The following is a 24,198-nucleotide window of genomic DNA, read 5'->3' as shown; positions in this document are numbered from 1 at the left end:
ATCGTCGGCGTGCCCGAGACCGCTCCGAACCTCAAGACCGCCCGGCTGATAGCGATCGTCACCGGCATCATCGGTGCGGTTCTCGCCATCGCGACTCCACTGCTGCCGGTTCAGCAGGACGTCGCCACCCTCTCGTGGCCGCAGAGCTCGTTCGGCAGCGTCAACGCCCCGCTGGTGAGCTACTCGCCCGTCGATGTCGAGGCAACCGTTCCGTGCCGCGCGGCCACTGCTCTCGCCGACGGCGGCACGCTGGTCTCCACCGCACCCATCGCGGCTGCGAAGACCGAGCAGAAGGCACTGATCGTGCGGGTCGACGACGGCCGACTGCAGGTCCTGTTGCGTGATCGCGTTCTCGCCGAGGCTCCCGTGTCCGAGCTGTCCGAAGACTGCGCACTGACGGTGTCCTCGAACGCCACCAGCACGGTCGTCGACCTCGACGGCGAGCCGAGCACGGTGGATGGCGACATCCGGCCACAGGTCGTCGGCATCTACACCGACCTCACCGCACCGGTCGACGGCCTGAGCGTGCGCGCGGACATCGACTCGCGCTACTCCTCGAGCCCCACCACGTTCAAGTTGCTGGCCATGATTTTCGGCGCACTCGCTGTGATCGCATCTCTGTTCGCGCTGCATCGCCTCGACAGCATGGACGGTCGACGCCACCGCCGATTCCTCCCCTCGCGTTGGAAGTCGATCACCGGCGTCGATGCCGTCGTGGTGGGCGTGCTTATGTTGTGGCACTTCATCGGCGCGAACACCTCCGACGACGGCTACCTGCTCAACATGGCCCGCGTCTCCGAGAACGCCGGCTACATGGCCAACTACTTCCGCTGGTTCGGCGTCCCGGAAGCGCCGTTCGGCATGCCGTACTACGACATGCTCGCCGCCCTCGCCAAGGTCAGCACCGCCAGCATCTGGATGCGCCTGCCCGCCACCATCGCGGCACTGCTGTGCTGGCTGGTGATCAGCCGCGAGGTGATCCCCCGCCTCGGTCGCGCAGTCCTCACCAACCGTGTCGCACTGTGGACCGCCGGATTCGTGTTCCTCGCCTTCTGGCTCCCGTACGACAACGGACTGCGCCCCGAGCCGATCATCGCCCTCGGCGCACTGCTCACGTGGTGCTCGATCGAACGCGCCATCGCCACCGGACGACTGCTGCCCGCCGCCATCGGCACCCTGATCGCCGCGTTCTCCCTCGCCGCCGGACCCACCGGGTTGATCGCCGTCGCCGCCCTGCTCGCCGGCTTGCGCCCGCTGGTGATGATCGTGGTCAAGCGTGCTCGCCAGGTGGGACTGCTCGCCGTTCTCGCGCCGCTGGTCGCGTCGGGACTGGCGGTGCTGATCGCGATCTTCGCCGACCAGACTCTGAGCACCGTCCTCGAGGCGACCCGGGTGCGCTCGGCCATCGGACCGAACGTGCCGTGGTTCGAAGAACGCGTCCGCTGGGACGCGCTGATGACCATCTCGCCCGACGGTTCGCTCGCCCGACGATTCGGCATGTTCGCGATGCTGCTGTGCATCGTCGTGTGCATCGCGGTGATGCTCCGCAAGAACGGACGCATCCCGGGCACGGCCACCGGACCATCGCGTCGGATCCTCGGAATCATTCTGGGCGCACTGGCTCTGATGATGTTCACGCCCACCAAGTGGACCCACCACTTCGGTGTGTACGCCGGTCTCGCTGCGTCCCTGGCTGCGCTGGCGGCGGTGGCCGTCACCGCTGCGACCGTCCGATCTCCGCGCAACAGAACGCTCTTCACCGCCGCCGTACTGTTCCTGACGGCGGTGGCATTCACCAGCTCCAACGGGTGGTGGTACGTCTCGAGCTACGGCATACCGTGGTTCGACAAGCCGCCGTCCATTGCCGGCAAGGGCTTTTCGACGATCCTGCTCGGCTTGACGGTTCTGACGCTGCTCTACGCGGCCTATCAGCACGTCCGATTGCCTTATCGCAGAAAAGAACCCACCACGCGTCGACGCTTCGCGCCGTCCGCGCTGACCATCGTCGCCGGCGGGGTCGTCGCATTCGAGGTGCTCTCGTTCGTCAAAGGTGCTGTGGCGCAGTACCCGGCGTACTCCATCGCTCGATCGAACTTCTCTGCCCTCGCCGGAAATTCGTGTGGACTCGCCGGTGACGTGCAGGTGGAAACCGACGTCAACGGGTCGGTCCTGCAACCGATCGATCCCGCCGCCGACGCACTGGGAGCCGGTGGGAGTACCGGATTCACCCCCGACGGCGTCGCCCAAGACCTGACGGCCGACTCGGAGGACACCGCGCAGGGCAGCGCCAACTCCATCCGCCCCGAGGACTCCGAACAGAGCGCGGCGGCCACCTCGTCGAACTCAGCGGGCACCTCCGGCGGAACCAACGAGAACGTCGGAATCAACGGCAGCACAGTCGCTCTGCCGTTCGGACTCGATCCGAGCACCACACCGGTACTCGGCAGCTTCGGGGCAACCGAACCCGCATCGCTTACGTCCGGCTGGTACCAGCTCTCCGACACCGACCGCGGCGACCTGATCGCCATCGCCGCCGCGGGCCGCATCCGCTCGGCGGACAGGGACGGCATCGTCACCCCGGGCCAACGCGTCGAACTGGAATACGGACGCCGCGACGGCGATGACGTGCTCGCGCTCGGACGGGTCACCCCACTCGACATCGGTCCGTCACCGTCATGGCGCAACCTGCGGGTCCCGATGAACGACCTGCCTGCCGACGCGGACGTCGTGCGCATCGTCGCCGAGGACAACGACCTGGCCGGCGATCAATGGCTCGCCGTCACCCCGCCGCGCGTCCCGAAGACCCAGACGTTGAACTCGCTGGTCGGCTCGACCGATCCGGTGTTGTTGGACTGGGCCGTCGGACTCGCGTTTCCCTGCCAGCGACCGTTCGATCACCGTGACGGCGTCGCCGAGGTACCGAAGTACCGCATCCTGCCCGACCGCACCGGTGCCGAATCCACCAATGCCTGGCAGGACTCGATCGGCGGCGGCCCGCTCGGCTGGACCGAACTGCTTCTCGGTGCGCAGACACTGCCGTCGTACCTCGCCGACGACTACTCCCGAGACTGGGGATCGATCGAGAGATACATGCCACTCGATCCTGACGCGGCGGCGGCCGAGATCGCCGTCGAGCAGCAGTCTCGGTCCGGATTGGCCAGCGACGGACCGATGAAAACAGACTGATCCCCTGGTTCTGCATTTATTCCGGGGACGGTGCCTGTGTGACCTCTTCGTCACGCTCGCATAACATCGACTCTCGTGCCCGACGTCGTGACAGATTCATCAGCTGGTCCACCCGTTCCCGCTCCGCTGCGAGCCTCGGACGAACTTCGTGCTCAGGTACGAGTTCCCCGGCTGATCGCCATGGTGGCCGGCGTGCTCGGTGTGCTGTTCGCGCTGATCACTCCGTTCGCACCCGTCACTCAGACCACCGCCACCATCGCATGGCCGCAGAACGGCCTCCTGCAGGACGTGGACGCCCCGCTGGTGTCCCAGGCACCCCTGAGCCTCACTGCGACCCTCCCGTGCTCTGCCGTCGCAGCACTCCCCGCGTCGGGCGGGCTGCTGCTGGCGACGGCGCCCCCGCAGGGTGAAGGCGCGGCACTGAACAGTCTGTTCGTTCGCGTCGGCGAAACGAACGTCGACGTTCTCGACCGCAACGTAGTCGTCGCGACGGCACCTCGCGCCGACGTCCAGAGCAGTCGCTGCGCAGCCATCGAGATCACCTCGAACGACGAATACACCTCCGCAGCCTTCACCGGCCTGACCGATGATGACGGCCAGCCTCTGCAAGGCCGGCTCGACGGCGATCTGCGCCCCCAGGTCGTCGGCATCTTCAGTGACCTCAGCGGCGCAGCCCCGGCCGACATGTCCGTCACCGTCGACGTCGACTCGCGGTTCTCGTCGTCGCCGACGTTGCTCAAATCTCTGATCATGATCCTCGCGATCGCCTGCACCTTGTTGGCCATCGGCGCACTCGGCCGGCTCGACGGCACCGACGGTCGCGCGCACCGCCGCTTCTTCCCCTCCCACTGGTGGAAGTTCACCGGCGTCGACGTCACCGTCCTCGGTGTTCTGGTCGGTTGGCACTTCGTCGGCGCGAACACCTCCGACGACGGCTACCTGCTCACGATGGCCCGCGCCGCCGATCACTCCGGCTACATGGCCAACTACTTCCGCTGGTTCGGCGTCCCCGAGGCCCCGTTCGGCTGGTACTACGACGTACTCGCCGTCTTCGCCAAGATCTCGACCGCCAGCCCTTGGATGCGCCTACCCGCTCTCATCGCAGGCGTCCTGTGCTGGATGGTGATCAGCCGTGAGGTGGTGCCACGCCTCGGCCGCGCCGTGCGCAAATCCAACGTCGCCCTGTGGACCGGCGGACTGGTGTTCCTCGCGTTCTGGCTGCCGTACAACAACGGACTGCGTCCCGAGCCGATCGTCGCCCTCGGCGCACTGCTCACCTGGTGCTCGGTGGAACGATCCATCGCCACCGGACGACTGCTCCCCGCAGCCGCAGCATGTCTCATCGGAGCCTTCACCCTCGCCGCAGCGCCGACCGGATTGATGTGTGTGGCAGCGCTTCTCGCCGGGGCCCGGCCCATCGCGCGCATCGTCGTCCGACGCCACCGCCAGGTCGGCACCCTCGCGATGGTGGCACCGTTGGCCGCAGCCGGCGTACTGGTTCTCGTGGTCGTGTTCGCCGACCAGACGTACGCGACGGTCATCGAGTCCACCCGAGTCCGCACCATCATCGGCCCCAACGAGGCGTGGTACCAGGACTTCCTGCGCTACTACTACCTCTTCGTCCAGACCGTCGACGGCTCGGTCGCACGCCGCTTCGCGTTCCTGACGATGATCCTGTGCCTGTTCACCACACTGTTCGTGCTGCTGCGTCGCCGACGCATCCCCGGCATCGCGAACGGGCCGGCCTGGCGGCTCCTCGGCGTCGTGCTCGGCACCATCTTCTTCATGATGTTCAACCCCACCAAGTGGACTCACCACTTCGGTTCCTACGCCGGCATCGCCGGTGGCCTGGCCGCGCTGACGGCCGTCGCGGTTTCGGCCAGTGCCCTGCGCTCGCGGCGAAACCGATCGCTGTTCGCCGCCGGACTGATGTTCGTTCTCGCACTGTCGTTCTCGGGCATCAACGGCTACTGGTACGTCTCGAGCTACGGCGTGCCGTGGTTCGACAAGACGGTGTCGCTGGGTGGCAACGAATCGGGAACCCTGTTCCTCATCCTCTTCGGACTCGTCCTCGCCGTCGCCGCGTTCCAGTACCTACGCGAGGGATACGCTCCCCCACAACCGAAACCGACATCTGCGCGCGGCAAACGCATCCGTAAGTTCGCTGCCGCACCGCTGACCGTCATCGCCGGAATCATGGTGCTCTTCGAGGTACTCTCGCTCGTCAAGGGAGCCGTCTCGCAGTACCCCGGCTACTCGCTGGCCCGCTCGAATGTGCAATCGGTGCTGGGCAATTCGTGCGGACTCGCCAACGACGTCCTCGTCGAATCGAACCCCAACGCAGGTGTGCTGAGCCCGCTGCCCGAGGAGTTCGACCCCGTCGCAGGACCCCTCGGCGGATTGAGCAGCGCACTGCGCAACTTCACCGCCAACGGAGTTCCCAGCGACCTCAGCGCCGACGCCGTGGAAGTCAAACCAGGACAAGGCAATACCGACCAACAGGCCGTCGGACCCGCCTTCGAGGAAGGCCAGAGCTCCGGAACCGCAGGCGGCACCGGCGAAGTGGGCGTCAACGGCTCCTCCGCCGCCCTGCCCTTCGGACTCGACCCGGCCACCACACCAGTCCTCGGCTCTTACCAGGAAGGCGTCCAGGAGCCCGCGTCGGCCACGTCGAGCTGGTACCAACTACCTGCTCGCAGCGACGACGCACCCCTCGTCGTCTTCTCCGCCGCCGGACGCATCTGGTCCTACGACGACACCGGAGCCCTCACCTACGGACAGTCGCTACTGCTCGAATACGGCAAGCGTCAGCCCGACGGCAGCGTCCAGGCCCAGGGCACCTACCTGCCGCGCGACATCGGACCCGCACCTTCGTGGCGTAACCTCCGAATCCCGTTGGCGGACATTGCACCCGACGCCGACGCCGTCCGCATCGTCGCCAACGACCCCAACCTCACCGGCGATCAGTGGCTCGCATTCACCCCGCCGCGAGTGCCCGTGATGGAAAACCTCAACACCATGATCGGCAGCGAACAACCCGTACTGCTCGACTGGGCCGTCGGACTGCAGTTCCCGTGCCAACGCCCCTTCGACCACCGAAACGGCGTCGCCGAGGTACCCGGATACCGCATCCTCCCCGACCGCCCACTCGCCGTCAGCTCCACCGACACCTGGCAATCCGGCGAGAACGGCGGCCCCCTGGGCTGGTCCGAACTACTCGCCAAGCCCGTCACCGTCCCCACCTACCTCGAAAACGACTGGGCCAGGGACTGGGGTTCTCTGGAGCGCTACGAGCAGTACTACCCCAGCGCCGTGCCCGCTGAACTCGAGACCGCCGACGTCACCCGATCCGGTTGGTACAAAGACGGACAACTGCGGGTATTCGAGGACTGACACCCGCCCGCCCCCCAGTCCGCGTCAATGGACCCTTGCATACGTCTCGACGGTGCAAGGGTCCATTCACGTCTCGGCCTGTTGTGGGTCAATGGACCATTGCATACGTCTGAGCGCGTAGATGGTCCATTCACCTCTCCCGGGCGGCCACGCCCGCGGACGCCCTCAGACTCCATCGGCCGGCCTTAGCATCCGAGCCCGACAGCGTCGTCCGGCTCGCGACCTACAACAGCCAATCCATCCACAGACTCGTCGGCTATCAACAGACAATCGGCGACAGCGTCGAAACGCGACGAACGTGTCGGTGCCGAATTCCACTCTTCGGGCATGAAAAGACGACTGTGGAATGCAGGTTCATTGTTCGATCTGAGCTCGACCGGCGTAGTGACGCGCCGACAGCTCCGCGAGGCGGGAGTGAGCGACGCAGCGATCGACAGCAGATGCGCGGCCGGCGGTCCGTGGCAGCGGTTGCTGCCGGGTGTCGTACTGCTGCGCAACGGTCATCCGTCGACGCTCGAGCGCTCAGCCGCGGCGCTCGCATACGGCGGACCGACGAGCATGATCACCGGCTGCGTCGGACTCGATTCGTTCGGATACGGAACCAACGGATCCGCCGGGGAGGTTCATCTGCTGCTACCCGCGGAGATGCGTCGGGCCTCGGTGTCTTTCGTCCGAGCAGAGCGGACGTGGCGGCTTCCCGAGCCGATCACCAAGGGCAGCATCCGAGTTGCTCCTCTGGTGCGTTCATTGGTCGACGCCACGCGGGCCGCGAAATCCGAGGCACGGTGCGTCGCCCTGCTGACCGAGGTGCTCCAAAGAGGCGGCGTGTCCATCGACGAGATTGCCACCGAATTGGCCGAAGGGCCGCGCCGCTACAGCGCGCTCACCCGCCGTGTACTTCTCGAGTTGCGGGACAACGCGCACTCGGTGGCAGAACTCGAGGACCAACGCCTGTACCGAACCAGCGGGCTGCCTACGATGACACACAACTGCGACATCTACGCCCACAGCGGAGAGTTCATCGCCAATACCGACGGGTGGATCGACGCCGTGGCACTGGCACGTGAAATCGATTCCGTGACCCATCATCTGTCACCGGCCGACTACCAGCGGACACAAGCCCGGCGCAACCGAATGCAGGCCCACGGACTGATCGTCGTATCCCATTCACCGCAAGACATCCGCGATCGGCCGACACAGGTGCTCGCCGACCTACGGATGAACTATCGACATGCTCTCGCCAGACCTCGACCGGACGTCGTGATGGTTCCGCGCGAATCGACCGCGTGAATGGACCATAGAACACGTCTTCCCGGTGCAGTGGTCCATTGACACCGGCCCGGCTGATGCGTGAATGGACCATTGCATACGTCTGACCGGTGCAGTGGTCCATTGACGCGAACGGGAGCGGAGCGACCCCCGCGAGCGATGGACCGCCCCATTTCAGTCTGGCTAGATCGGGACCAACGAATGCTTGCGCGGACTCTTGATGACTTCCTTGTCCTTCAGGATGCGCAAAGCATTTCGGATTTCGAGACGCGTGTGTGACGGCTCGATGACCGCGTCGATGTAGCCGCGCTCGGCCGCGATCCATGGCGTTGCGACGTGCTCGTTGTAGAAGTTGATGAGCTGCTTGCGCAGGGCCGGTGCGTTTTCCCCTGCCTCGGCGAGTTGCTTACGGCTCATGATGTTGATGGCACCCTCGGCACCCATGACGGCGATACGGGCGGTCGGCCACGCCAGGTTGAGGTCGGCACCGAGTTGCTTCGAGCCCATCACCGCGTAACCACCGCCGTACGACTTACGGATCACCACCGTCACTTTCGGAACCGTCGCTTCGACGAAGGCGAAGATGAAGCGCCCACCGCGGTGGATGACGCCTTGCTTCTCCTGGTCCACACCGGGAAGGAATCCAGGTGTGTCGACGAGGAACACGATGGGGATGTTGTACGCGTCGCTGAGACGGATGAAGCGCGCAGCCTTGTCCGCTGCCTTCGCGTCGAGTGCACCGGACAGGTGCATCGGCTGGTTGGCGACGATCGCCACCGGCCTGCCGTCGACTCGAGCGAACCCGGTGATGACATTCGACGCCGTCTGACCGGCGATCTCGTGGAATTCACCGTCGTCGAAGATGCGCAGGATGATGTCGTGCATGTCGTAGCCTGCGTTGTCGGCGTCGGGCATGAACGAGTCGAGAACGCGATCGGAATCGGTGATCTCCGGCTCGAGCCCCGGGTTGATCACGGGCGACTCTTCCTGGCAGCTCGACGGCAGGTAGCTCAGGTAATTGCGGATCCACTCGAAGGCGGCCTTCTCGTCGGCCGCAACGTGGTGCACGTTGCCGTTGACAGCCTGGACGCGGGCACTGCCCAGTTCGTCGAGGCTGACGTCCTCGCCGGTGACGGACTTGATCACCTCCGGCCCGGTGACGAACATGTACGCCTCTTCGGTGGCGACGACGATGTCGGTGTTGATGGGCGCGTACACCGCACCGCCTGCGCATTTACCGAGGATCAGCGAGATCTGCGGGCACAGTCCGGACAGCGCTTCATGTCGTCGACCCAATTCTGCGTACCAGGCCAGCGACGTCACCGCGTCCTGAACACGAGCACCGCCCGAGTCGTTGATACCCACGACCGGGCACCCCATCTTGATCGCGAAGTCCATGATGCCGGCGACCTTGCGACCGAACATCTCGCCGACGGTTCCGCCGAACACGGTCTGATCGTGCGAGAAGACGGCAATCGGACGACCGTCGACGGTTCCGTGACCGGTGACGACACCGTCACTGTAGAGAGCCCGCGGATCGTTCGGCGCCTTCACCAGTGCGCCGATCTCGACGAAGCTACCGGGATCGAGCAACGAGTTGACGCGATCGCGGGCACTGGGGATGCCCTTCTTCGCGCGCTTCGCTATCCCGATCTCGCCGGCCGGTTCCTTGGCCTGTTCGAGCCTCGCCCGTAGTTCGGCCAGCTTCTCCGCAGTGGTGCCACTCAAAATCTACGCTCCGGTTCTTGCAGACTCGATGTTCTCGAGCGTCTTCGACAAATGGGCCGCAATTTTTCCAATGTACGGCTCGTCGACGACGGCGAGGTGGTCGCCTCCGACGTAGACGATCTCGAGGTCCTCGACCACCGGTCCCCAGCCACCGTGCTCTTCGCGAGTGGCGTATGCGGGCTCGAGGGCGATCGCGTCGTCGTGGTATTTGTCGGCCAGGTACAGCGTCACGTGCCCGCCGTATTTCTTGAGCTCAGCCGTCTGGATCGCCCGGTTGTCGAGCCACGACGTGCGCTGGTGCTCGATGATGCCGCCGGGGATCTTCGCGCCGCTGAGCTTCACCAGATCGGTGATGATGCGGATCTGTCCCTCGTCGTCCGAGTCGACCAGTTTGTCGTAGGGAATCGGGTAGTCGACGTTGTAGGTCTTCTTCGCGAACGCCGCGTACCGCTCCCAGCGCTTGCGCACCTCTTCCTTGGTGTCCGGGATCTGCGTACCGGGCATGACGGTGTCGAGCAGCCCCACGTACGCGACCTCGATGCCCTCTTCCTCCATCTGACGCGCCACCTCGTAGGCGAGGATGCCGCCGAGCGACCAGCCGACGAACACGTACGGTCCTTCGGGCTGGATCGCCTTGATCAGCGGCACGTACTCCGCAGCTCGTACGGCGATGGGTCCTTCGACGCGCTCGAGTCCGTACATCGGAGTGCCGGCAGGCAGCTTCCGCAGCAGCGGCTCGTAGGCGACGGTGGAGCTACCGGCAGAGTGGAACGCGAACACCGGTGTGGCCGTGGAACCTTCGGGGCGGGTACGCAGATTGCGTACGACGCCGTCGATCTCACCGTCTTCGAGATGCGGGCGAACCTTGTCTGCGAGCTGCTCGATGGTCTCCGAGTCCAGGACGTCGTCGAAGGTGATCTCACCGCCTGCCCGCTCGGTCAGACGAGCGGCCAGCTTTTCGGCCGTCTCGTCGTCGAGGATCGGCAGGGTGTTGAAGATGCCCTTGGCCGATTCCTTCGTCACCACGGCCCATGTCGCGAACGTCATCCGCTCGGCATTGTCGCGCGGAGGCACGTCGGACCCAGCGGCCTCGGCGAAGGCTTCCTTGCCACCCAGATCGGTCTGCGCCGCGGCAGCAACAGCCGGTGCAACGACAGCGGCCTCTGGCACCTCCACGACCGGAGCCGCCTCGGCGACCGGAGCCTGCTCGATCGCAGCCTGTTCGGCCGCCTTCTCCGCCGCCTGCTTGTCTGCCAGTGCCTGCACCTCGTCGCGGTTCTCGATCGCGTAGCGCAGGTACTTCTCCACCTCACGCAGGTTCGCATCGCGCACAGCCTGCAATTGCACTGTGGGAATGTCGAATTCGTACTCCACCCGATTCTTGATGCGCACGGCGCTGAGCGAATCGAGACCGAGCTCGATCAGCGGAACCTCGGGCGGCAGATCCTCGGGCGCGTAGCCCATGGACTCTGCGACGATGATCGCCAAGCGGTCTTCGAGCTTCTGGTTGCCGTTGGGATCCCAGCGATCACCGAACGTCTCGACGACCTCGGGCAGCTCTTCCATCGGCGACGAACTCTGCTGCTCGACGGCGACAACGGGTTCCGGACGCGCATCGCCCGAGGTGACGACGGCCTCGTGCAGCAACGTGAACGTCGCGCCCTCGTGTGCGTGCACCTGAATCGACGCGCCACCGAGATGCGAGGTCAACGTGGTGACGACAGTGCCCACCTTGGGCACGTCGGCATGGGAGACCGAAACGCCAAGGGCCACATCGGAGAACACCTGCGACGCAGCAGCAGTGACGAGTGCATCGAATCCGGTGACGGCCGAGGCCTGAACTTCCCAGACGTGGCGGCCGTCGGGCAGCGCGACGCGTGCGCCGGGCACCCGCGTGTTGCCACTCGAGCTGACCTGCGAGTTGAGCCAGAACTCCTTGCGTAGGTATGCAGTACGCGGGATGGCGGCGTACGGGCCGGACTCGAACAGCGTTGCCACCTCCAGCGCGTGCCCGTGGACGTACAGCTGCGCCAGCGCGGCCAGGAACGTCTCGGCCTCGTCTTCTTTGCGCTTGAGAGTCGGGATCAGCGTCGAGTCTGCGACGCCCGCAGCCCATGCGGTCGCGGCGACGGACATCAACGCCACCGGGTTGGGCGCGAGTTCGATGAACGTCGTATGTCCATCTCCCACAGCGACATTGACGGCCTGAGTGAACCAGACCGGATGACGCATTCCCTTGGTCCAGTAGTCGACGCCGTGGATCGCCGCATGCCCGACGCGATAGTGAGCCTCGCGATCGACCGACGAGTAGACCCCGGCACTGAGTTTGCTGGGTTCGATTCCGGCGAGTTCGGCGGCCAGCTCACCGAGCAGCGCGTCGACTGCTGCGGTGTGTCCGGCGCCCTTGACGTCGAGGAGGCGGGCCATCTTGCCTGCGGCTTCGGCCATCTCGACGAGAGCCTCGACCTCGGCGCGTGGTCCTCCGACGGTGGTGTGCGTCGGTGCTGCGTAGACGCAGGGTTCGACGTTGGGGAATTGATCGGTGAGGGTCTTGACCTCGTCCGGGGTGTACTCGACGAGGGCCATGGCACCCTGCGATGCGGCTCCGAGTCCTTCCTGGCCCTCGGCCAGCAGTCGCGAGCGGGCGTAGATGATGCGCACTGCGTCTTCGAGGTTCAGGCCGCCGGCGACGTATGCGGCCGCGACCTCGCCCATCGAGTGCCCGATGACGGCCGACGGCTCGGCACCATGCGCGCGAAGCGTTGCCGCCAAAGCGATCTGGATGACGAAGATGCCCACCTGGGAGTTCTCGAACTCGTAGGTCTGCGAGTCGTCGAGGATGATCTCGCGGATGGAGTAGCCGGCCTCGTCGACCAGCAACTCGTCCACCTTGTCGACCTCTGCGGCGAACACCGCGTTGGTGCGGTAGAGCCGCGATGCCATCTTGCGGTGCTGCGAACCGAAGCCCGAGAACACCCACACTGCGCCGTTCGACGCGGGCGAATCCGCGGAGAACACACCGGGGCCCGGCTTGCCTGCCGCGATGGCGCGCAGTCCGGCGATGGCCTCGGCCGTGGTGGATGCGAGAACCACTGCGCGCGAACGTCCGTGGTTGCGGCGGGCCAAGGTGCGGCCGACGTCGACGAGAGGCGTCGTGCTGCCCTGTTCGGTTTCGAGCCAGTCGGCCAACTCTGCGGCGGCTCGCTTGCGGCGCGACGGCAGAGCTGCGGACACAGCGAGAATCACTGTCTCCGAACCTGTTTCAGCGTCGGAAAGTATGGCCTCGGCCTCGGCAACTGGATCCGTGGTCTCGACCTCCGACACGATGGGCTCGGGGTCGGCGACGATCGGCAGCTCGGCACCGGACACGTCGGTGAGGCCCTCGACGAGAACGGCTTCCGGGTCCACTGCCGAGGGGTCGAATGCGCTGTCGGTCTCACCGGGGACGTACTCGCGCACGACGACGTGCGCGTTGGTGCCACCGAATCCGAAGCCGGACACGCCTGCGACGGCCTTGCCGGTGTACCGCGGCCAGTCGGTGGCCTCCGGGATCACCTTCAGGTGCGCCTTGTCGAAGTCGATGTACGGGTTGGGGCCCACGTAGTTCAGCGAGGCGGGCAGCTTGTTCTGCTGCATCGCGAGGACGACCTTGATCAAACCTGCTGCGCCTGCGGCAGATTCGAGGTGTCCGAAGTTGGTCTTCGCCGATCCCAGCAGGGCCGGCTTGTCTGCGTCACGGCCACGGCCGACCACCCGACCGAGAGCGTCGGCCTCGATCGGGTCGCCCAGAATGGTGCCGGTGCCGTGCGCTTCGATGTAGTCCACGCCCGACGGGTTGATACCGGCGTCACGATATGCGAACCGCAGCGCATCGGCCTGTGCGTCCGGGTTCGGCGCGAGCAGACCGTTGGAGCGGCCGTCCTGGTTGATCGCGGATCCGGCGATGACGGCGAGGATGTCGTCCCCGTCTCGCTCGGCGTCCTCGAGTCGCTTGAGCACGACGAGCCCGCCGCCTTCGGAGCGGATCATGCCGTTCGCGTCGGAAGAGAAGGCCTTGATTCGGCCGTCGGGCGCAAGCACACCGGTCTGGCCGAATCCGACCGTGATGGGCGGCGCGAGCAGCATGTTGACGCCACCGGCAACGGCGAGATCGGATTCGCCGGTACGCAGACTGCGCACCGCCTGGTGTACGGCGACCAGCGACGACGAGCACGCGGTGTCGACGGCGATCGACGGCCCGCGGAAGTCGTAGAAGTACGACACTCGGTTGGCGACGATGGCGGTGGACGTGCCGGTGAGGGCATACGGGTGCACGGCCGGGTCGCTGACGGCGATGAGCTGGTAGTCGTTGGAGGAGCTGCCGATGAAGACGCCGACCTGGCTGCCCTTGATCGAGCTGGCCGGAATGTGTGCGTGCTCCAACGCTTCCCAGGTCAGCTCCAGCGCGAGCCGCTGCTGCGGATCGACGTTGACGACCTCGTTGGGCGACATCGCGAAGAACTCGGCATCGAAGGTCTTGACGTCGTCGAGGTAACCACCCTTGGTCACCGTTGCGGCCACCGCGGCAGCGATGACGGGATCGGAGGTGAATTCCTGCCAGCGGCCGTCGGGCAGATCGGTGATGCCGTCGCGGCCCTCGATCAGCAGCGACCACATCTCTTCCGGTGTGTGTCCGGTACCCGGGAAGCGGGAGGACAGACCCACGATCGCGACGTCGTGCGCGTCGCCCGACTGCCCGCCGCTGGTGTAGAACGCGTCGTCGACGGTGCCGACCGGCTCGTCCGGCTCGCCTTCGATGATGATCTTGGCCAGCGAGGCGATGGTGGGGTGCTGGTAGACGACGGTGGCGGTCAGCGTGACCCCCACCAGCTCCTCGATCTCGCCGCTCAAAGCAACGGCATCGCGAGAGGACAGACCGAATTCCTCCATCGGGCGGTCGTCGGAGATGGCCGACGCCGGTTGCCCGGTCGCGTCCGCAACCCAGTTGCGCAGCCAGTCCCTCAGCTGCGCAACCGTGAGGTCTCCGCCGTCCACGCGCTCGATTTTGTCTGTCTCTAGTTCAGCCATTACTCACCAAGTCGTGTCGGAGGAAAAACGGAGGATGTATCCGTCAGTCGGGCAGTTCTGCGTCCGGGAAGGCCGTCTGCTGGTAACCGCCGCGCAGCGTGCCCTCGATGTACGCGGCCTTGCATGCGCGTCGAGCGATCTTTCCGCTCGACGTACGCGGAATGGAACCGGCCGGGACGAGGAGGACGTCGCGAACGGTGACGCCGTGCCGTGCCGATACTGCGGCACGCACCTCGTCGGCGATCGGAGCCGGGTCTGCCTTTCCGGAGCCGGGTGCGCGCTCCGCGACGATGACGAGCTGCTCGGAACTGTCGTCGGAGTCCTTGGTCAGCGCTGCGCCACTGAACTCGAACACGATGTCCGGGAGCTGGTTGAGCGGGACGGCGAAGGCCGCGACGAAGCCGGGACGCAATGCCTTGCTGGCTTCCTGGGCCGAGAACTCGATGTCCTGCGGGTAGTGATTGCGGCCGTCGACGATGACCAGGTCCTTGACGCGGCCGGTGATGTAGAGCTCGCCGTCGTGGTAGACGCCGAAGTCGCCGGTACGCATCCAGTTGCCACCCTCGGGAGCGCCTTCTGCGTGCGAGCCCTCGGGGACGCGGTGGACGAGCTTGTTGTGGAAGGTCTCCGTGGTCTCGGTGTCGCGGCCCCAGTAGCCCTTGCCGATGTTCTCGCCGTGCAACCAGATCTCGCCGACGTGCTCGTCGGCAACCTCGGTGGCGGTCTCGGAATCGACGATGGCGGCCCACTGGCTGCGGGCGACGGTTCCGGTGGACACCTGCGGGATGGCACCGGGGGCGTCGGGGGCGACGACGACGAAGTTACCTGCGTTGAGCTCGACGCGGTCGACGTAGACCACCTTGGCCTCGTCGGCGTGCTTGCTGGTCGAGACGAACAGGGTCGCCTCCGCCATCCCGTAGGAGGGCTTGATCGCGGACTTCGGCAGACCGTAGGGACCGAACGCCTCGTTGAACTTCTTCATCGACGACGTGGTGACGGGCTCGCTGCCGTTGATCAGACCGATGACGTTGGACAGGTCGAGGCTCTCGCCGTTCTTCGGCAGACCACGCTGGGCGGCGTGCTCGAACGCGAAGTTCGGTGCTGCTGCGAAGGTGCCTGCGCCGTCCGAGACTGCGGCGAGTTCCTTGATCCAGCGCCAAGGCCGCTGCACGAAGGCGCGCGGGCTCATGATGGTGATGTACTTGCCGCCCAGCGCCGGGAGGATGACCGTGAGCAGGCCCATGTCGTGGAACATCGGCAGCCAGGTGACGCCGCGGGAGTCGTGGTTGATCTCCATGCTGTCGACCATCTGCAATGCGTTGACGCCGACCGCGCGGTGCGTGATCTCGACGCCGGCCGGGGTCCGCGTCGAACCGGACGTGTACTGCAGGTAAGCGATGTCGTCGAGCCCGGCCTTTGGCTCGACCCACGTCTCACCGACGCTGTCCGGGACCGCGTCGACGGCGATGATGCGGGGACGCTCAGCGGCGGGCAGCGCGCGGAAGAACGCACGCACGCCTGCTGCCGAGTTGCTCGCGGTGAGGATGGCGCTCGGCTTGCAGTCACCGAGGACGGCATGCAGGCGGTCGGTGTGGCCGGGCTCGTCGGGATCGAACAGCGGTACCGCGATGGTGCCCGCGTAGATCGCTCCGAAGAAGGCGATGACGTACTCGAGGCCCTGCGGTGCCAGGATGGCCACTCGATCACCGGGCTGGGTGACCTGCTGCAGGCGAGCTGCGACAGCTTTGAGGCGAGTACCGAACTCGGCCCAGGTCAGCTCGTGAGCTTCGCCGTCACGTTCCCGGGAGTAGTCGACGAACCGGTACGCGAGCGTGTCGGAATTCTCTTCCACGTTGACCTCGACGTGGCGGACGAGCGTCTGCCCTTCGCCGATGGTGATGTGGCCGTTCTCATCGATGAAATCATCGAACGTGTGGCTCATTACTTCAATCTCCTCCGACACGAATCCGCTGCCACACAGCCTGCGTGACCTGGGCCCGCACGACCGGCTATGTGCATGCAGACACCGAACAGCGTTTTATGTTACTGACTAGTAGCTCTTACGGTGTCGGTTTGGCACCTGGTTTCGAGGCCAGCTACATGGTACCGACACGCGCCTACGTCACTCGCCTTTCAGCAAGTCGACAACCGGCGCGAATGCTTCCATTTGAGTAGGGAAAACCCCGACATAGGACATCGTCGTCCGCGCGCGAACGTTACGGATCTGATCGGCAATTTCCTCGTATGTCCCGAATGCGAGGTACGGAGACGACAGGATGTCCTCGACGGTGAGCTTGACATCGACGTCAACGTTCGGCGGGTAGCCGTTGTCGAGTGCCGCCAGCGCCATCTCGGCCATCTGCTCACGGTCGTCGGTGACGACGATCGTGGTGATGGCCCAGTTCAGTTCGATGTCGTCGAACCGATCGCCCGCAGCGGCGCGAATGAGCTCGACTCGCTCGATGGTCTTCTCGATGGTCATGCCCGAGAGCAACAGCTTGCCCTCCTTCGAGGTGCTCGGCACCACGGAGATGATGTCGGCGTGCTTGGCCGCCAGGGCGAGCATCTTCGGACCGCCACCGCCGATGCAGATGGGAGGACGCGGTCCCTGACGTGGCCGAGGACTGCCCTTGAGTCCGGCAATCTTGTAGTGCTTGCCCTCGAAGTTGCATTCCTGACCGCGCAACAGGACGTCGAGAATTTCGAGGGTCTCTTCCAGCTTCTCGATGCGCACGCCCGGGCGGTCGTACGTGATTCCCGCCTTGTCGTACTCCTCACGCATCCAACCGGCGCCCAAACCGAGTTCGAGCCGCCCGCCCGACAGCACATCGATGGTGGCCGCATCCTTGGCCAGCACCGCGGGATGCCGGAAGCCGTTGGCCAAGACCGCAGTGCCGAGCCGGATCTTGTCGGTGGCGACGGCGAGTGCGCCGAGTGCTGCGATGGGACCGACCTGGTTGCCCAGGTGGTCGGGAATCATGAAGCTGTCGTAGCCCAGCTCCTCGGCCTGTTGCGCCAGCTTGATGAACTTCCGAGCCCCGCCCTCCTCGGCGTTTCCCTCTCCGCCTGCAGCGAATCGGAATTTGCGCGGCCCTGCGGTCGCGGCCTCGGCGGAACTCATCTATTGCTCTCCTCGGAGTGTGCAGCGGTCTTGTTTCGGGTGGCGAGAGCAGCCCGGCCGGGGCCGATCTGCGCAGGTCCAAGGCGTCACTCTAGCCGCTGGACCGAGTCGATCCCACCGGCTGGGGGCTTCACGGCTCAGGTTTGTGGCCCGAACCAGATCGCAACACATCGCGTTGTGATGTTTCCGTTATGAACCGTCACCGCTCACGAATGCGCGGGCGTCGGGGCATTCTCGATCAGTCCGGCGGCCCACGCAGCGGTCCACTGAGTAGCCGTCGTACCGGATCCGTCGACGACGAAACTGTTGTACGACGCATGAACGGGGTTGCCTGCAGCACCGATCAGAATCTGGATGCTCTGCGGAATGTTGCGGAGCGACAATCCATCCGACGGTGACGAACAGATCAGGTCGCCGGGAGCGCAGATCTCGTTGGTCCGGTCGTCGAGGGCACCGAAGCCACCGTCCCGACGCCCCGTCATCGTGATACCGGGCAGGTCGAGTCCGCCGAGAGCGACCTCGGCACCGACGCCGTCGAGCGGGGCCGGAACGTCGGTACCCGAGACGCCGTCGCGTCGACCGTCGGCGATGAGGGTGACGCCGAGAACGCGATCGGCGGAGATGGGACCGTTGCCCGAGCCGATGTCCGCCGCGATGTCACCGGAGATCACCGCGCCCTGCGAGAAACCGGCGAGGACGAAATTGGTCAACGCGCAACGCGCACTGACATCCGTCATCTTCTGCACGGCGACGGCTTTGCCTTCGGTACGACTGTTGTTGTACGACTGCTGGCCGTCCGGCGGCAGAGCGATGGGATTCGAGAACTGAGCCACGTACGGCACGGTGTAGACGTCGGCTCGCGAGCCGGGGAACTGCTCCTGCAACGGGCGTGTGACGTTGAGCATCAGCGAGGCCGGATTGGCCATCGGGTTGTACGGATCGTCGGTAGCCGACGATTCCCAGGTACCGGGGATGGCGATGACCTGGACGTCGGGGCAATCGGCCGGCTGCGACGTCGGCTCCTCGGGTCCCGGCGGAACCGGGATGCCCGGTTCCTTCGGCAGCCGTCCGGCAAGCAGGTACCACAGGGCGACGATGATCAGACCGATGATCGCCGCAACGGCGATCACCGGAAGAACTCTGCGCTTACGCTTGGCCATCACCGTGGATCTACGGCCTGCAGTACGTCGCCTGGGCGGCGGCGATGTAGGTCTGGGCTGTTTGCTGAGCCTGCGACTCGGTCACCTGAGTTCCGGCGGCGCTGGCCTCGACGCCGACGTTCGCAGTGACGAAGGTCGAGATCTCCTCCGCCGTGACGCCCTGCGCCTGCGCGGCACAGATGTAATTGGCCGTCGACACCGCGATGTCGCCGTTGCCCGCCGGGGTGATGCCCTGCTTCCTCAACTCGTCCAGGAAACTCTCACCGCGGTCGTCGATCTGACTCTCCGTGGGCCCAGGGAAATCATCCGGGACGGGCTGCGGCTGCTCGGGCGGCGCGGTGGCCGCCTCACCCGGACTCGTGGTCGGCGCAGCAGTGGTGGTGCTCTCGGCAGCCGACGTCGTCGCACTCGCCTCGGTCGTCGTCGTCGCAGCTGCCGAGGTGGTGCTCGTCGGCGCTCCGGTCGCCGTCGAGTCGTCACTCCCGCAGGCCACCAGCATCGAACTCGCCGCCACGGCCATGACACCGAGCGACAGAGTTCTGGCCAGGGAATTACGCGTCATCGATCGAAATCCTTCGGTCGTCGGGTTCGCAGGCGACACTACCGCCACGCTCTGAGAGGACTCTGAACAGTCATGCACGCTTTACGGCGCGATCGTGGCAACGCCGTCCTTCAGCGTGATGATGCCGAACTGGAAGTTCTGCTGCTTGCCACCACCGTCGATGTCGAACTGATCGCTGGTGGGGTAGCCCAGCCGGCCACCCTCGTAGCCGACCGATCCCCACGCGTCGAAGATCGGACCGTACGGGGTGGACCAGGCTCCGCTCAGAGGGCTCCAGTAGATGTTGCCCGTCTCGAACTGGTTGAAGCGTCCGCCGTCCCTGATCGGGCCGAGCTCGTTGGACTTGGGGAACCCGAGAGCTCCACCTTCCCAACCCAATTCGCCGTACTTGCCCAGAATCATGCCCTGCACCGAGTGCACACCGGCATCGGGCGAGGTGTAGATGGCACCGATCTCGAAGCCCTGAACCGATCCGGGCTTGTTCGGCGTCTCGACCTCGTCGAGCACCGGGTAGCCCAGCGGCCCACCCTCGTAGCCCTGGGCGGCCCACTCGTCGAGCACAGCACCCTTGACCGCGTGCGCGCCGGTCTGCGGCGTGAAGTAGACCATGCCGTTCTGGAAAGCGTTGAACCGTCCGCGACCGTCGGGGGTACCGATCTCGCCGGTCGTCGGGAACCCGAGAGCGCCCTCGGGGCCCCTGTTGCCCTGATAGATGCCACCGATGGCACCGGCGACGACCTGCGCACCGGTATCGGGGGTGAAGAAGACCCGGCCGAAGGTGAAGTCCTGAGCACGACCACCGGCCACGTTGTACTCGGCGGTCAAGCATGGGCCGAGCCACGAATTGGCACCGCTCGCATTGCCGATCAGGCCGGCCGCGCTGCACGCGGGCTTGTCGACCTCGACACCGAGTGCGGTGGCGAGCTGCGGCCACAGCTGATGCAGCTCGAACTGCCAGTACGGCCACGAGTGCGTGCCCGACGGCCGGTAGTTGACCTGAGCGGGAATGCCGAGCTGATTGAGCTTGGTGGCGAACGTCTGCGAGGTCAATCGCGAGAGAATCTCGAGACCCATGCCGGCGTAGTTGGTGCTCACGCCGGGAATGGGCGACGGCTGATCGTACGGTCCGGCGGAGCCGTTGCCGCTGGAGATGTAGAGGCTGACGCCTTCGAGCTTGTCGGCCAACATGTACGGATCATGCTGTGCCCAAAGCGAATTCGAGGGCGGACCCCACATGGCACTGGAGTTGAACCCGCCGGCGTCGGTCATCGCGTATTGGATGGCCTGCGGCATGCCGAGCGAGGTGGTGCTCAGGATGCCCGAGAGCGAGCCGGCGAACTTGAAGAAGCCGGGATTACGCGCAGCGAGGAACATCGCGGACGTGCCGCCCATCGACAACCCGACGACTCCGCGGGTGTCGGTGCTCCGCCAGTCCCGCTCGAGAATCGGCGGGAGCTCCTTGGTCAGGAACGTCTCCCACTGGTAGTTCTTGCCGTTGTCCTGATCGACCCAGTCGGAGTAGAAGCTGGACTGGCCGCCGATGGGGAGGACCACGTTGACGTTCTTGTCGGCGAAGTACGACTCGGCGTCGGTCTCGGCCGTCCAGCCGTTCTCCTGATCGGTCGCCCGCAGGCCGTCGAGCATGTACACCTGCGGGAACGTCGCCTGCGGATTGATGTTCCAGTCACGCGCGAGCAGCAGCTGAACCTGGATGGGCGTGCCCATCGACGGAGATTCGATCCAGAGGGCGACGCGACGGTCGGAGAGCCAATCGACCGAGGTCACCGTGGCACCGGACGTCTGGGTATAGGCAGGCCCGGCAAGTGCAACAGGGGCCGTCCGCGCGACGGGGGCAGCGGAGGCAACGGTCGTCGTCGCGAAGGGGATCATCAGCGCGGAAGCGACGGTCAGCGCTGCTGCCGCTCGTCGAGCCCGTGTGCCGGCCGATGTAGTCCGACCGAACCGAACAAGCTCAGTGCGCATGATGGTGACTCTCTTTCGACGTGACTTTCGAAGGTCTCCTATCGAGACATGCTTCGTATGTCTTTCTACACGTGCCCGATGCCGACGAGCAGCAGACGCGCTGTGACTGGTGGTGCAATTGTGAACTGGGTCGATCGTGGCGATCACGGCCGAGACCGAAAAATGCCGCCCGGCGCACGGACGCGGGGCGGCATTTCTCGAAGAACAACTTCTCGATCGGTGTCAGGCGTTGAGCGCGTCCAAGATCTGGCCGCGAGCCTTCCACAGCTCGGCTCCCCAGTACGGCCATGCGTGAATGCCGTTGGACGGGAAGCTGTAGGTGGCCGGAATGCCCAGCGTGTTCATGCGGATCTGGAATGCACGAGTGTTGGCGAGCGAGAGTGCCTCGAGGGCCATGCCGTTTGCCGTGTTGTAGAAATCGATCGGAGCTGCGGGCCGATCGAATTCACCGGGCAGGCCACTGGCTGCCGAGATGTACAGGGACAGACCCTGCAGCCTCGGTGCGAAGACGAACGGGTCGTTGCGCAGCCATGCCGGGTTCCACGGCGGTCCCCACATGGAGTCGACGTTGAAGCGACCTGCGTCGAGCATCGCGACTCGAATGGCCTCACGCATGCCGGGTGCCGAGATGTTGAGGTAGCCCGAGAGAGAACCGGCGAACTTGAACTGATCGCGGTGGTATGCGGCGAGCGTCAGAGCTGCCGAACCACCCATCGACAATCCGAGAACACCGTTGTTGCTGCGCGAGACACCGTAGTTCTCGAGGAACGCGGGCAGCTCCTGGGTCAGGAACGTCTCCCACTTGTAGGTGACTTCCTGGCCGTTGAAGTTCGACGAGGTGTACCAGTCGCTGTAGAAGCTCGACTGACCGCCGACGGGCATGACCAGGGTCACGTTGTCGTTGGCGAACTGATCCTGCGCGTTGGTCTCGAACGTCCAGGCGTTGCGATCGTCGCGTGCGCGCAGTCCGTCGAGTAGGTACAGAGCAGCGTTGCCGCCGCGGGCCGCCCACTGGACCTGAACCTTGATGGGGCCCATCTCGGACGGGACGATCAGGTCTTCACGGCCACCGGCAGGGGTCTGATGCGCGACGGGAGCGGGCGCTGCGACAGCGACTGCTCCACCGACGACACCGGCTGCGATGGGAAGGACGAGCGCTGCAGCACCGACGCCGAGCAGGCGCTGACGCCAGCGTGAAGACGCCTTCGGTGTTCTGCTGAGGCCGGCAAATCGCATGAATCGTGCTCTCTCTCATCTACGCGGTCTCCGCGACATGCGGCCCCCGGCAATCGAACAGGGCTTTCCTGGTGGCCCCTCGAGGCCGAAGGACGATGTGGTCCCGAAAAATCTGAGGTTCTGCTGTGAAAAAAGGCGAACCGCTCGATGGAGGTTATTCCATCGAGCGGTTCCAAGGCAAAACTGTGATCAGCGTCCCAGTTTCACCTCGACGTTTCCCTGAAACAGGAGACTATCCTGCTCGGTCCCCGCTGAACAGCCCTGAAAAGTCGTGAAGTGTCACGAAGGGCGGAGGAACGGGCGAAACAACCGAAATGATCCGTGACCGGTCAGTTACCGATGTTGGCGCTCAGGTCCGGTGCCATGATGCGGATCTGCTCGCCCCAGTAACCCCACTGGTGGGTACCGACGGCCGGGAACGCATACGTGACGTTGTTGGCACCGATGCTGGCCATCCGGATCTGGAACGCCCGACTGTTCGCCAGCGCGATGGCCTCGAGGCCCATGCCGTTGCCGGTGTTGTAGTAGTCGATGAAGCTCCGCGGGCGATCGAGTCCGCCGGGCAGACCGCTACCTGCGAAAACCCACACGCGGGTTCCGTTGTCGCGCAGACGAGGCGCGAAGACGAACGGGTCGTTGCGCAGCCACGCCGGATCCCACGGCGGTCCCCACATCGCGTCGATGTTGTAGCGACCGGAGTCGAGCAACGCCAGACGCATCGCTTCACGCATGCCGGGAGCAGAGATGTTCAGGTAGCCGGACAGTGAGCCCGCGTAGCTGAACTGGTCCGGGTGGTAGGCGGCAAGCGTCAGAGCAGCCGATCCACCCATCGAGATACCGATGACACCGTTGCGGTTGGGGTTGAAGCCCCAGTTGGCGCGCAGGTTCTCACGCAGGTTCTGCGTCAGGAAGGTCTCCCACTTGTACGTGGTCGTCTGCCCGTTGAAGTTCGACGGTGCGTACCAGTCGGAGTAGAAGCTCGACTGTCCGCCGACAGGCTCGACGACATTGATGTTGGCGGCGGCCAACACGGCACCCGCGTCGGTCTCGTGCTCCCAGCCGGAAATATCGGTGGTGGCGCGCAGACCGTCGAGCAGGTAGACGACGCGGTTGGTGTTACCGTCCGCAGCTCGCCACACGCGGCTCTTGATCGGGCCCATGCTCGAGTCCGTCCAGACGTCGATCGCAGTGGGGTCGAAGGCTGCATTGGCAGTTGCGCCACCGCCGGCCACAGCCAATCCCAGTGGGAGGACCACCGCCATCAGCATGGACGTGCCGACGCGGCGTCTCCACGACCCCGCTCGCTTGTCCCCGGACCGGTTCTTCCCTCTACCCAGCATGCACTCGACCTCTCAGCTGCTTCATCGTCACATCGGTTACGCAATCAACGCTTGATCTCGCAAGTTCACCATGTCGTCGTACGACCATATAGGTCGTTCGCATACACATCCTTCGCACTTATCGCACGAAGGACGACCCCCGTTACATGATCG

12 protein-coding genes are annotated in these 24,198 nt (G+C 65.3%); 3 read left to right on the top strand and 9 right to left on the bottom strand.

From position 1 onward, the window contains the following. The first annotated feature begins 9 nt into the window (after positions 1–9). From R4P57_RS06900 to R4P57_RS06890, 3 genes are all read left to right on the top strand, one after another. Positions 10–3,186 (top strand): arabinosyltransferase domain-containing protein, encoded by a 3,177-nt coding sequence (locus R4P57_RS06900; protein ID WP_317802098.1) that lies wholly within the window; start codon positions 10–12, stop codon positions 3,184–3,186. Positions 3,187–3,261: 75 nt separating this feature from the next. After that, positions 3,262–6,579, top strand: coding sequence for an arabinosyltransferase domain-containing protein (locus R4P57_RS06895; RefSeq protein WP_411742313.1), 3,318 nt, complete (start codon positions 3,262–3,264; stop codon positions 6,577–6,579). A 327-nt stretch (positions 6,580–6,906) separates the two neighbouring features. Then, positions 6,907–7,869, top strand: a complete 963-nt coding sequence (locus R4P57_RS06890) for a hypothetical protein (RefSeq protein WP_317802097.1) — start codon at positions 6,907–6,909, stop codon at positions 7,867–7,869. 162 nt (positions 7,870–8,031) lie between these two features. Here R4P57_RS06890 and R4P57_RS06885 read toward each other — a convergent pair whose 3' ends face one another. The 9 genes from R4P57_RS06885 to R4P57_RS06845 all read right to left on the bottom strand — a co-directional run bounded on the left by R4P57_RS06885 (position 8,032) and on the right by R4P57_RS06845 (position 24,045). Then, positions 8,032–9,576: an acyl-CoA carboxylase subunit beta gene (locus R4P57_RS06885; protein ID WP_317802096.1), complete on the bottom strand. Its 1,545-nt coding sequence runs from the start codon at positions 9,574–9,576 to the stop codon at positions 8,032–8,034. Positions 9,577–9,579: 3 nt separating this feature from the next. Beyond that, positions 9,580–14,643, bottom strand: coding sequence for a polyketide synthase Pks13 (gene pks13, locus R4P57_RS06880; RefSeq protein WP_317802095.1), 5,064 nt, complete (start codon positions 14,641–14,643; stop codon positions 9,580–9,582). Between the two features lie 43 nt (positions 14,644–14,686). After that, positions 14,687–16,585 (bottom strand): long-chain-fatty-acid--AMP ligase FadD32, encoded by a 1,899-nt coding sequence (gene fadD32, locus R4P57_RS06875; protein WP_317802094.1) that lies wholly within the window; start codon positions 16,583–16,585, stop codon positions 14,687–14,689. A 180-nt stretch (positions 16,586–16,765) separates the two neighbouring features. Continuing rightward, positions 16,766–17,764, bottom strand: coding sequence for an LLM class F420-dependent oxidoreductase (locus tag R4P57_RS06870; RefSeq protein ID WP_317802093.1), 999 nt, complete (start codon positions 17,762–17,764; stop codon positions 16,766–16,768). A 206-nt stretch (positions 17,765–17,970) separates the two neighbouring features. Continuing rightward, entirely contained in the window at positions 17,971–18,924 is a 954-nt protein-coding gene (locus R4P57_RS06865; protein ID WP_317802092.1) for a cutinase family protein, read from the bottom strand. 10 nt (positions 18,925–18,934) lie between these two features. Then, the gene (locus R4P57_RS06860) at positions 18,935–19,486 is read right to left on the bottom strand and encodes a DUF732 domain-containing protein (RefSeq protein ID WP_317802091.1); all 552 of its coding nucleotides are present in this window, start codon (positions 19,484–19,486) and stop codon (positions 18,935–18,937) included. Positions 19,487–19,567: 81 nt separating this feature from the next. After that, positions 19,568–21,469, bottom strand: coding sequence for an alpha/beta hydrolase-fold protein (locus R4P57_RS06855; protein WP_317802090.1), 1,902 nt, complete (start codon positions 21,467–21,469; stop codon positions 19,568–19,570). 222 nt (positions 21,470–21,691) lie between these two features. After that, the gene (locus R4P57_RS06850) at positions 21,692–22,705 is read right to left on the bottom strand and encodes an alpha/beta hydrolase family protein (RefSeq protein WP_317802089.1); all 1,014 of its coding nucleotides are present in this window, start codon (positions 22,703–22,705) and stop codon (positions 21,692–21,694) included. A 329-nt stretch (positions 22,706–23,034) separates the two neighbouring features. Further along, complete coding sequence (locus tag R4P57_RS06845) at positions 23,035–24,045, bottom strand: alpha/beta hydrolase family protein (RefSeq protein ID WP_317802088.1); 1,011 nt, start codon at positions 24,043–24,045, stop codon at positions 23,035–23,037. Between the last annotated feature and the right edge of the window lie 153 nt (positions 24,046–24,198).

It is taken from the genome of Rhodococcus sp. IEGM 1330 (assembly GCF_033142445.1).
GTDB lineage: Bacteria > Actinomycetota > Actinomycetes > Mycobacteriales > Mycobacteriaceae > Rhodococcoides.
This window is presented reverse-complemented; position numbering and strand designations above follow the sequence as displayed.

Coding starts and splice junctions, on each gene's coding strand:
- R4P57_RS06890 (WP_317802097.1), top strand. CDS start 6,907: ATGAAAAGACGACTGTGGAATGCAGGTTCATTGTTCGATCTGAGCTCG.
- pks13 (WP_317802095.1), bottom strand. CDS start 14,643: ATGGCTGAACTAGAGACAGACAAAATCGAGCGCGTGGACGGCGGAGAC.
- fadD32 (WP_317802094.1), bottom strand. CDS start 16,585: ATGAGCCACACGTTCGATGATTTCATCGATGAGAACGGCCACATCACC.
- R4P57_RS06870 (WP_317802093.1), bottom strand. CDS start 17,764: ATGAGTTCCGCCGAGGCCGCGACCGCAGGGCCGCGCAAATTCCGATTC.
- R4P57_RS06865 (WP_317802092.1), bottom strand. CDS start 18,924: ATGGCCAAGCGTAAGCGCAGAGTTCTTCCGGTGATCGCCGTTGCGGCG.
- R4P57_RS06860 (WP_317802091.1), bottom strand. CDS start 19,486: ATGACGCGTAATTCCCTGGCCAGAACTCTGTCGCTCGGTGTCATGGCC.
- R4P57_RS06855 (WP_317802090.1), bottom strand. CDS start 21,469: ATGCGCACTGAGCTTGTTCGGTTCGGTCGGACTACATCGGCCGGCACA.
- R4P57_RS06850 (WP_317802089.1), bottom strand. CDS start 22,705: ATGCGATTTGCCGGCCTCAGCAGAACACCGAAGGCGTCTTCACGCTGG.
- R4P57_RS06845 (WP_317802088.1), bottom strand. CDS start 24,045: ATGCTGGGTAGAGGGAAGAACCGGTCCGGGGACAAGCGAGCGGGGTCG.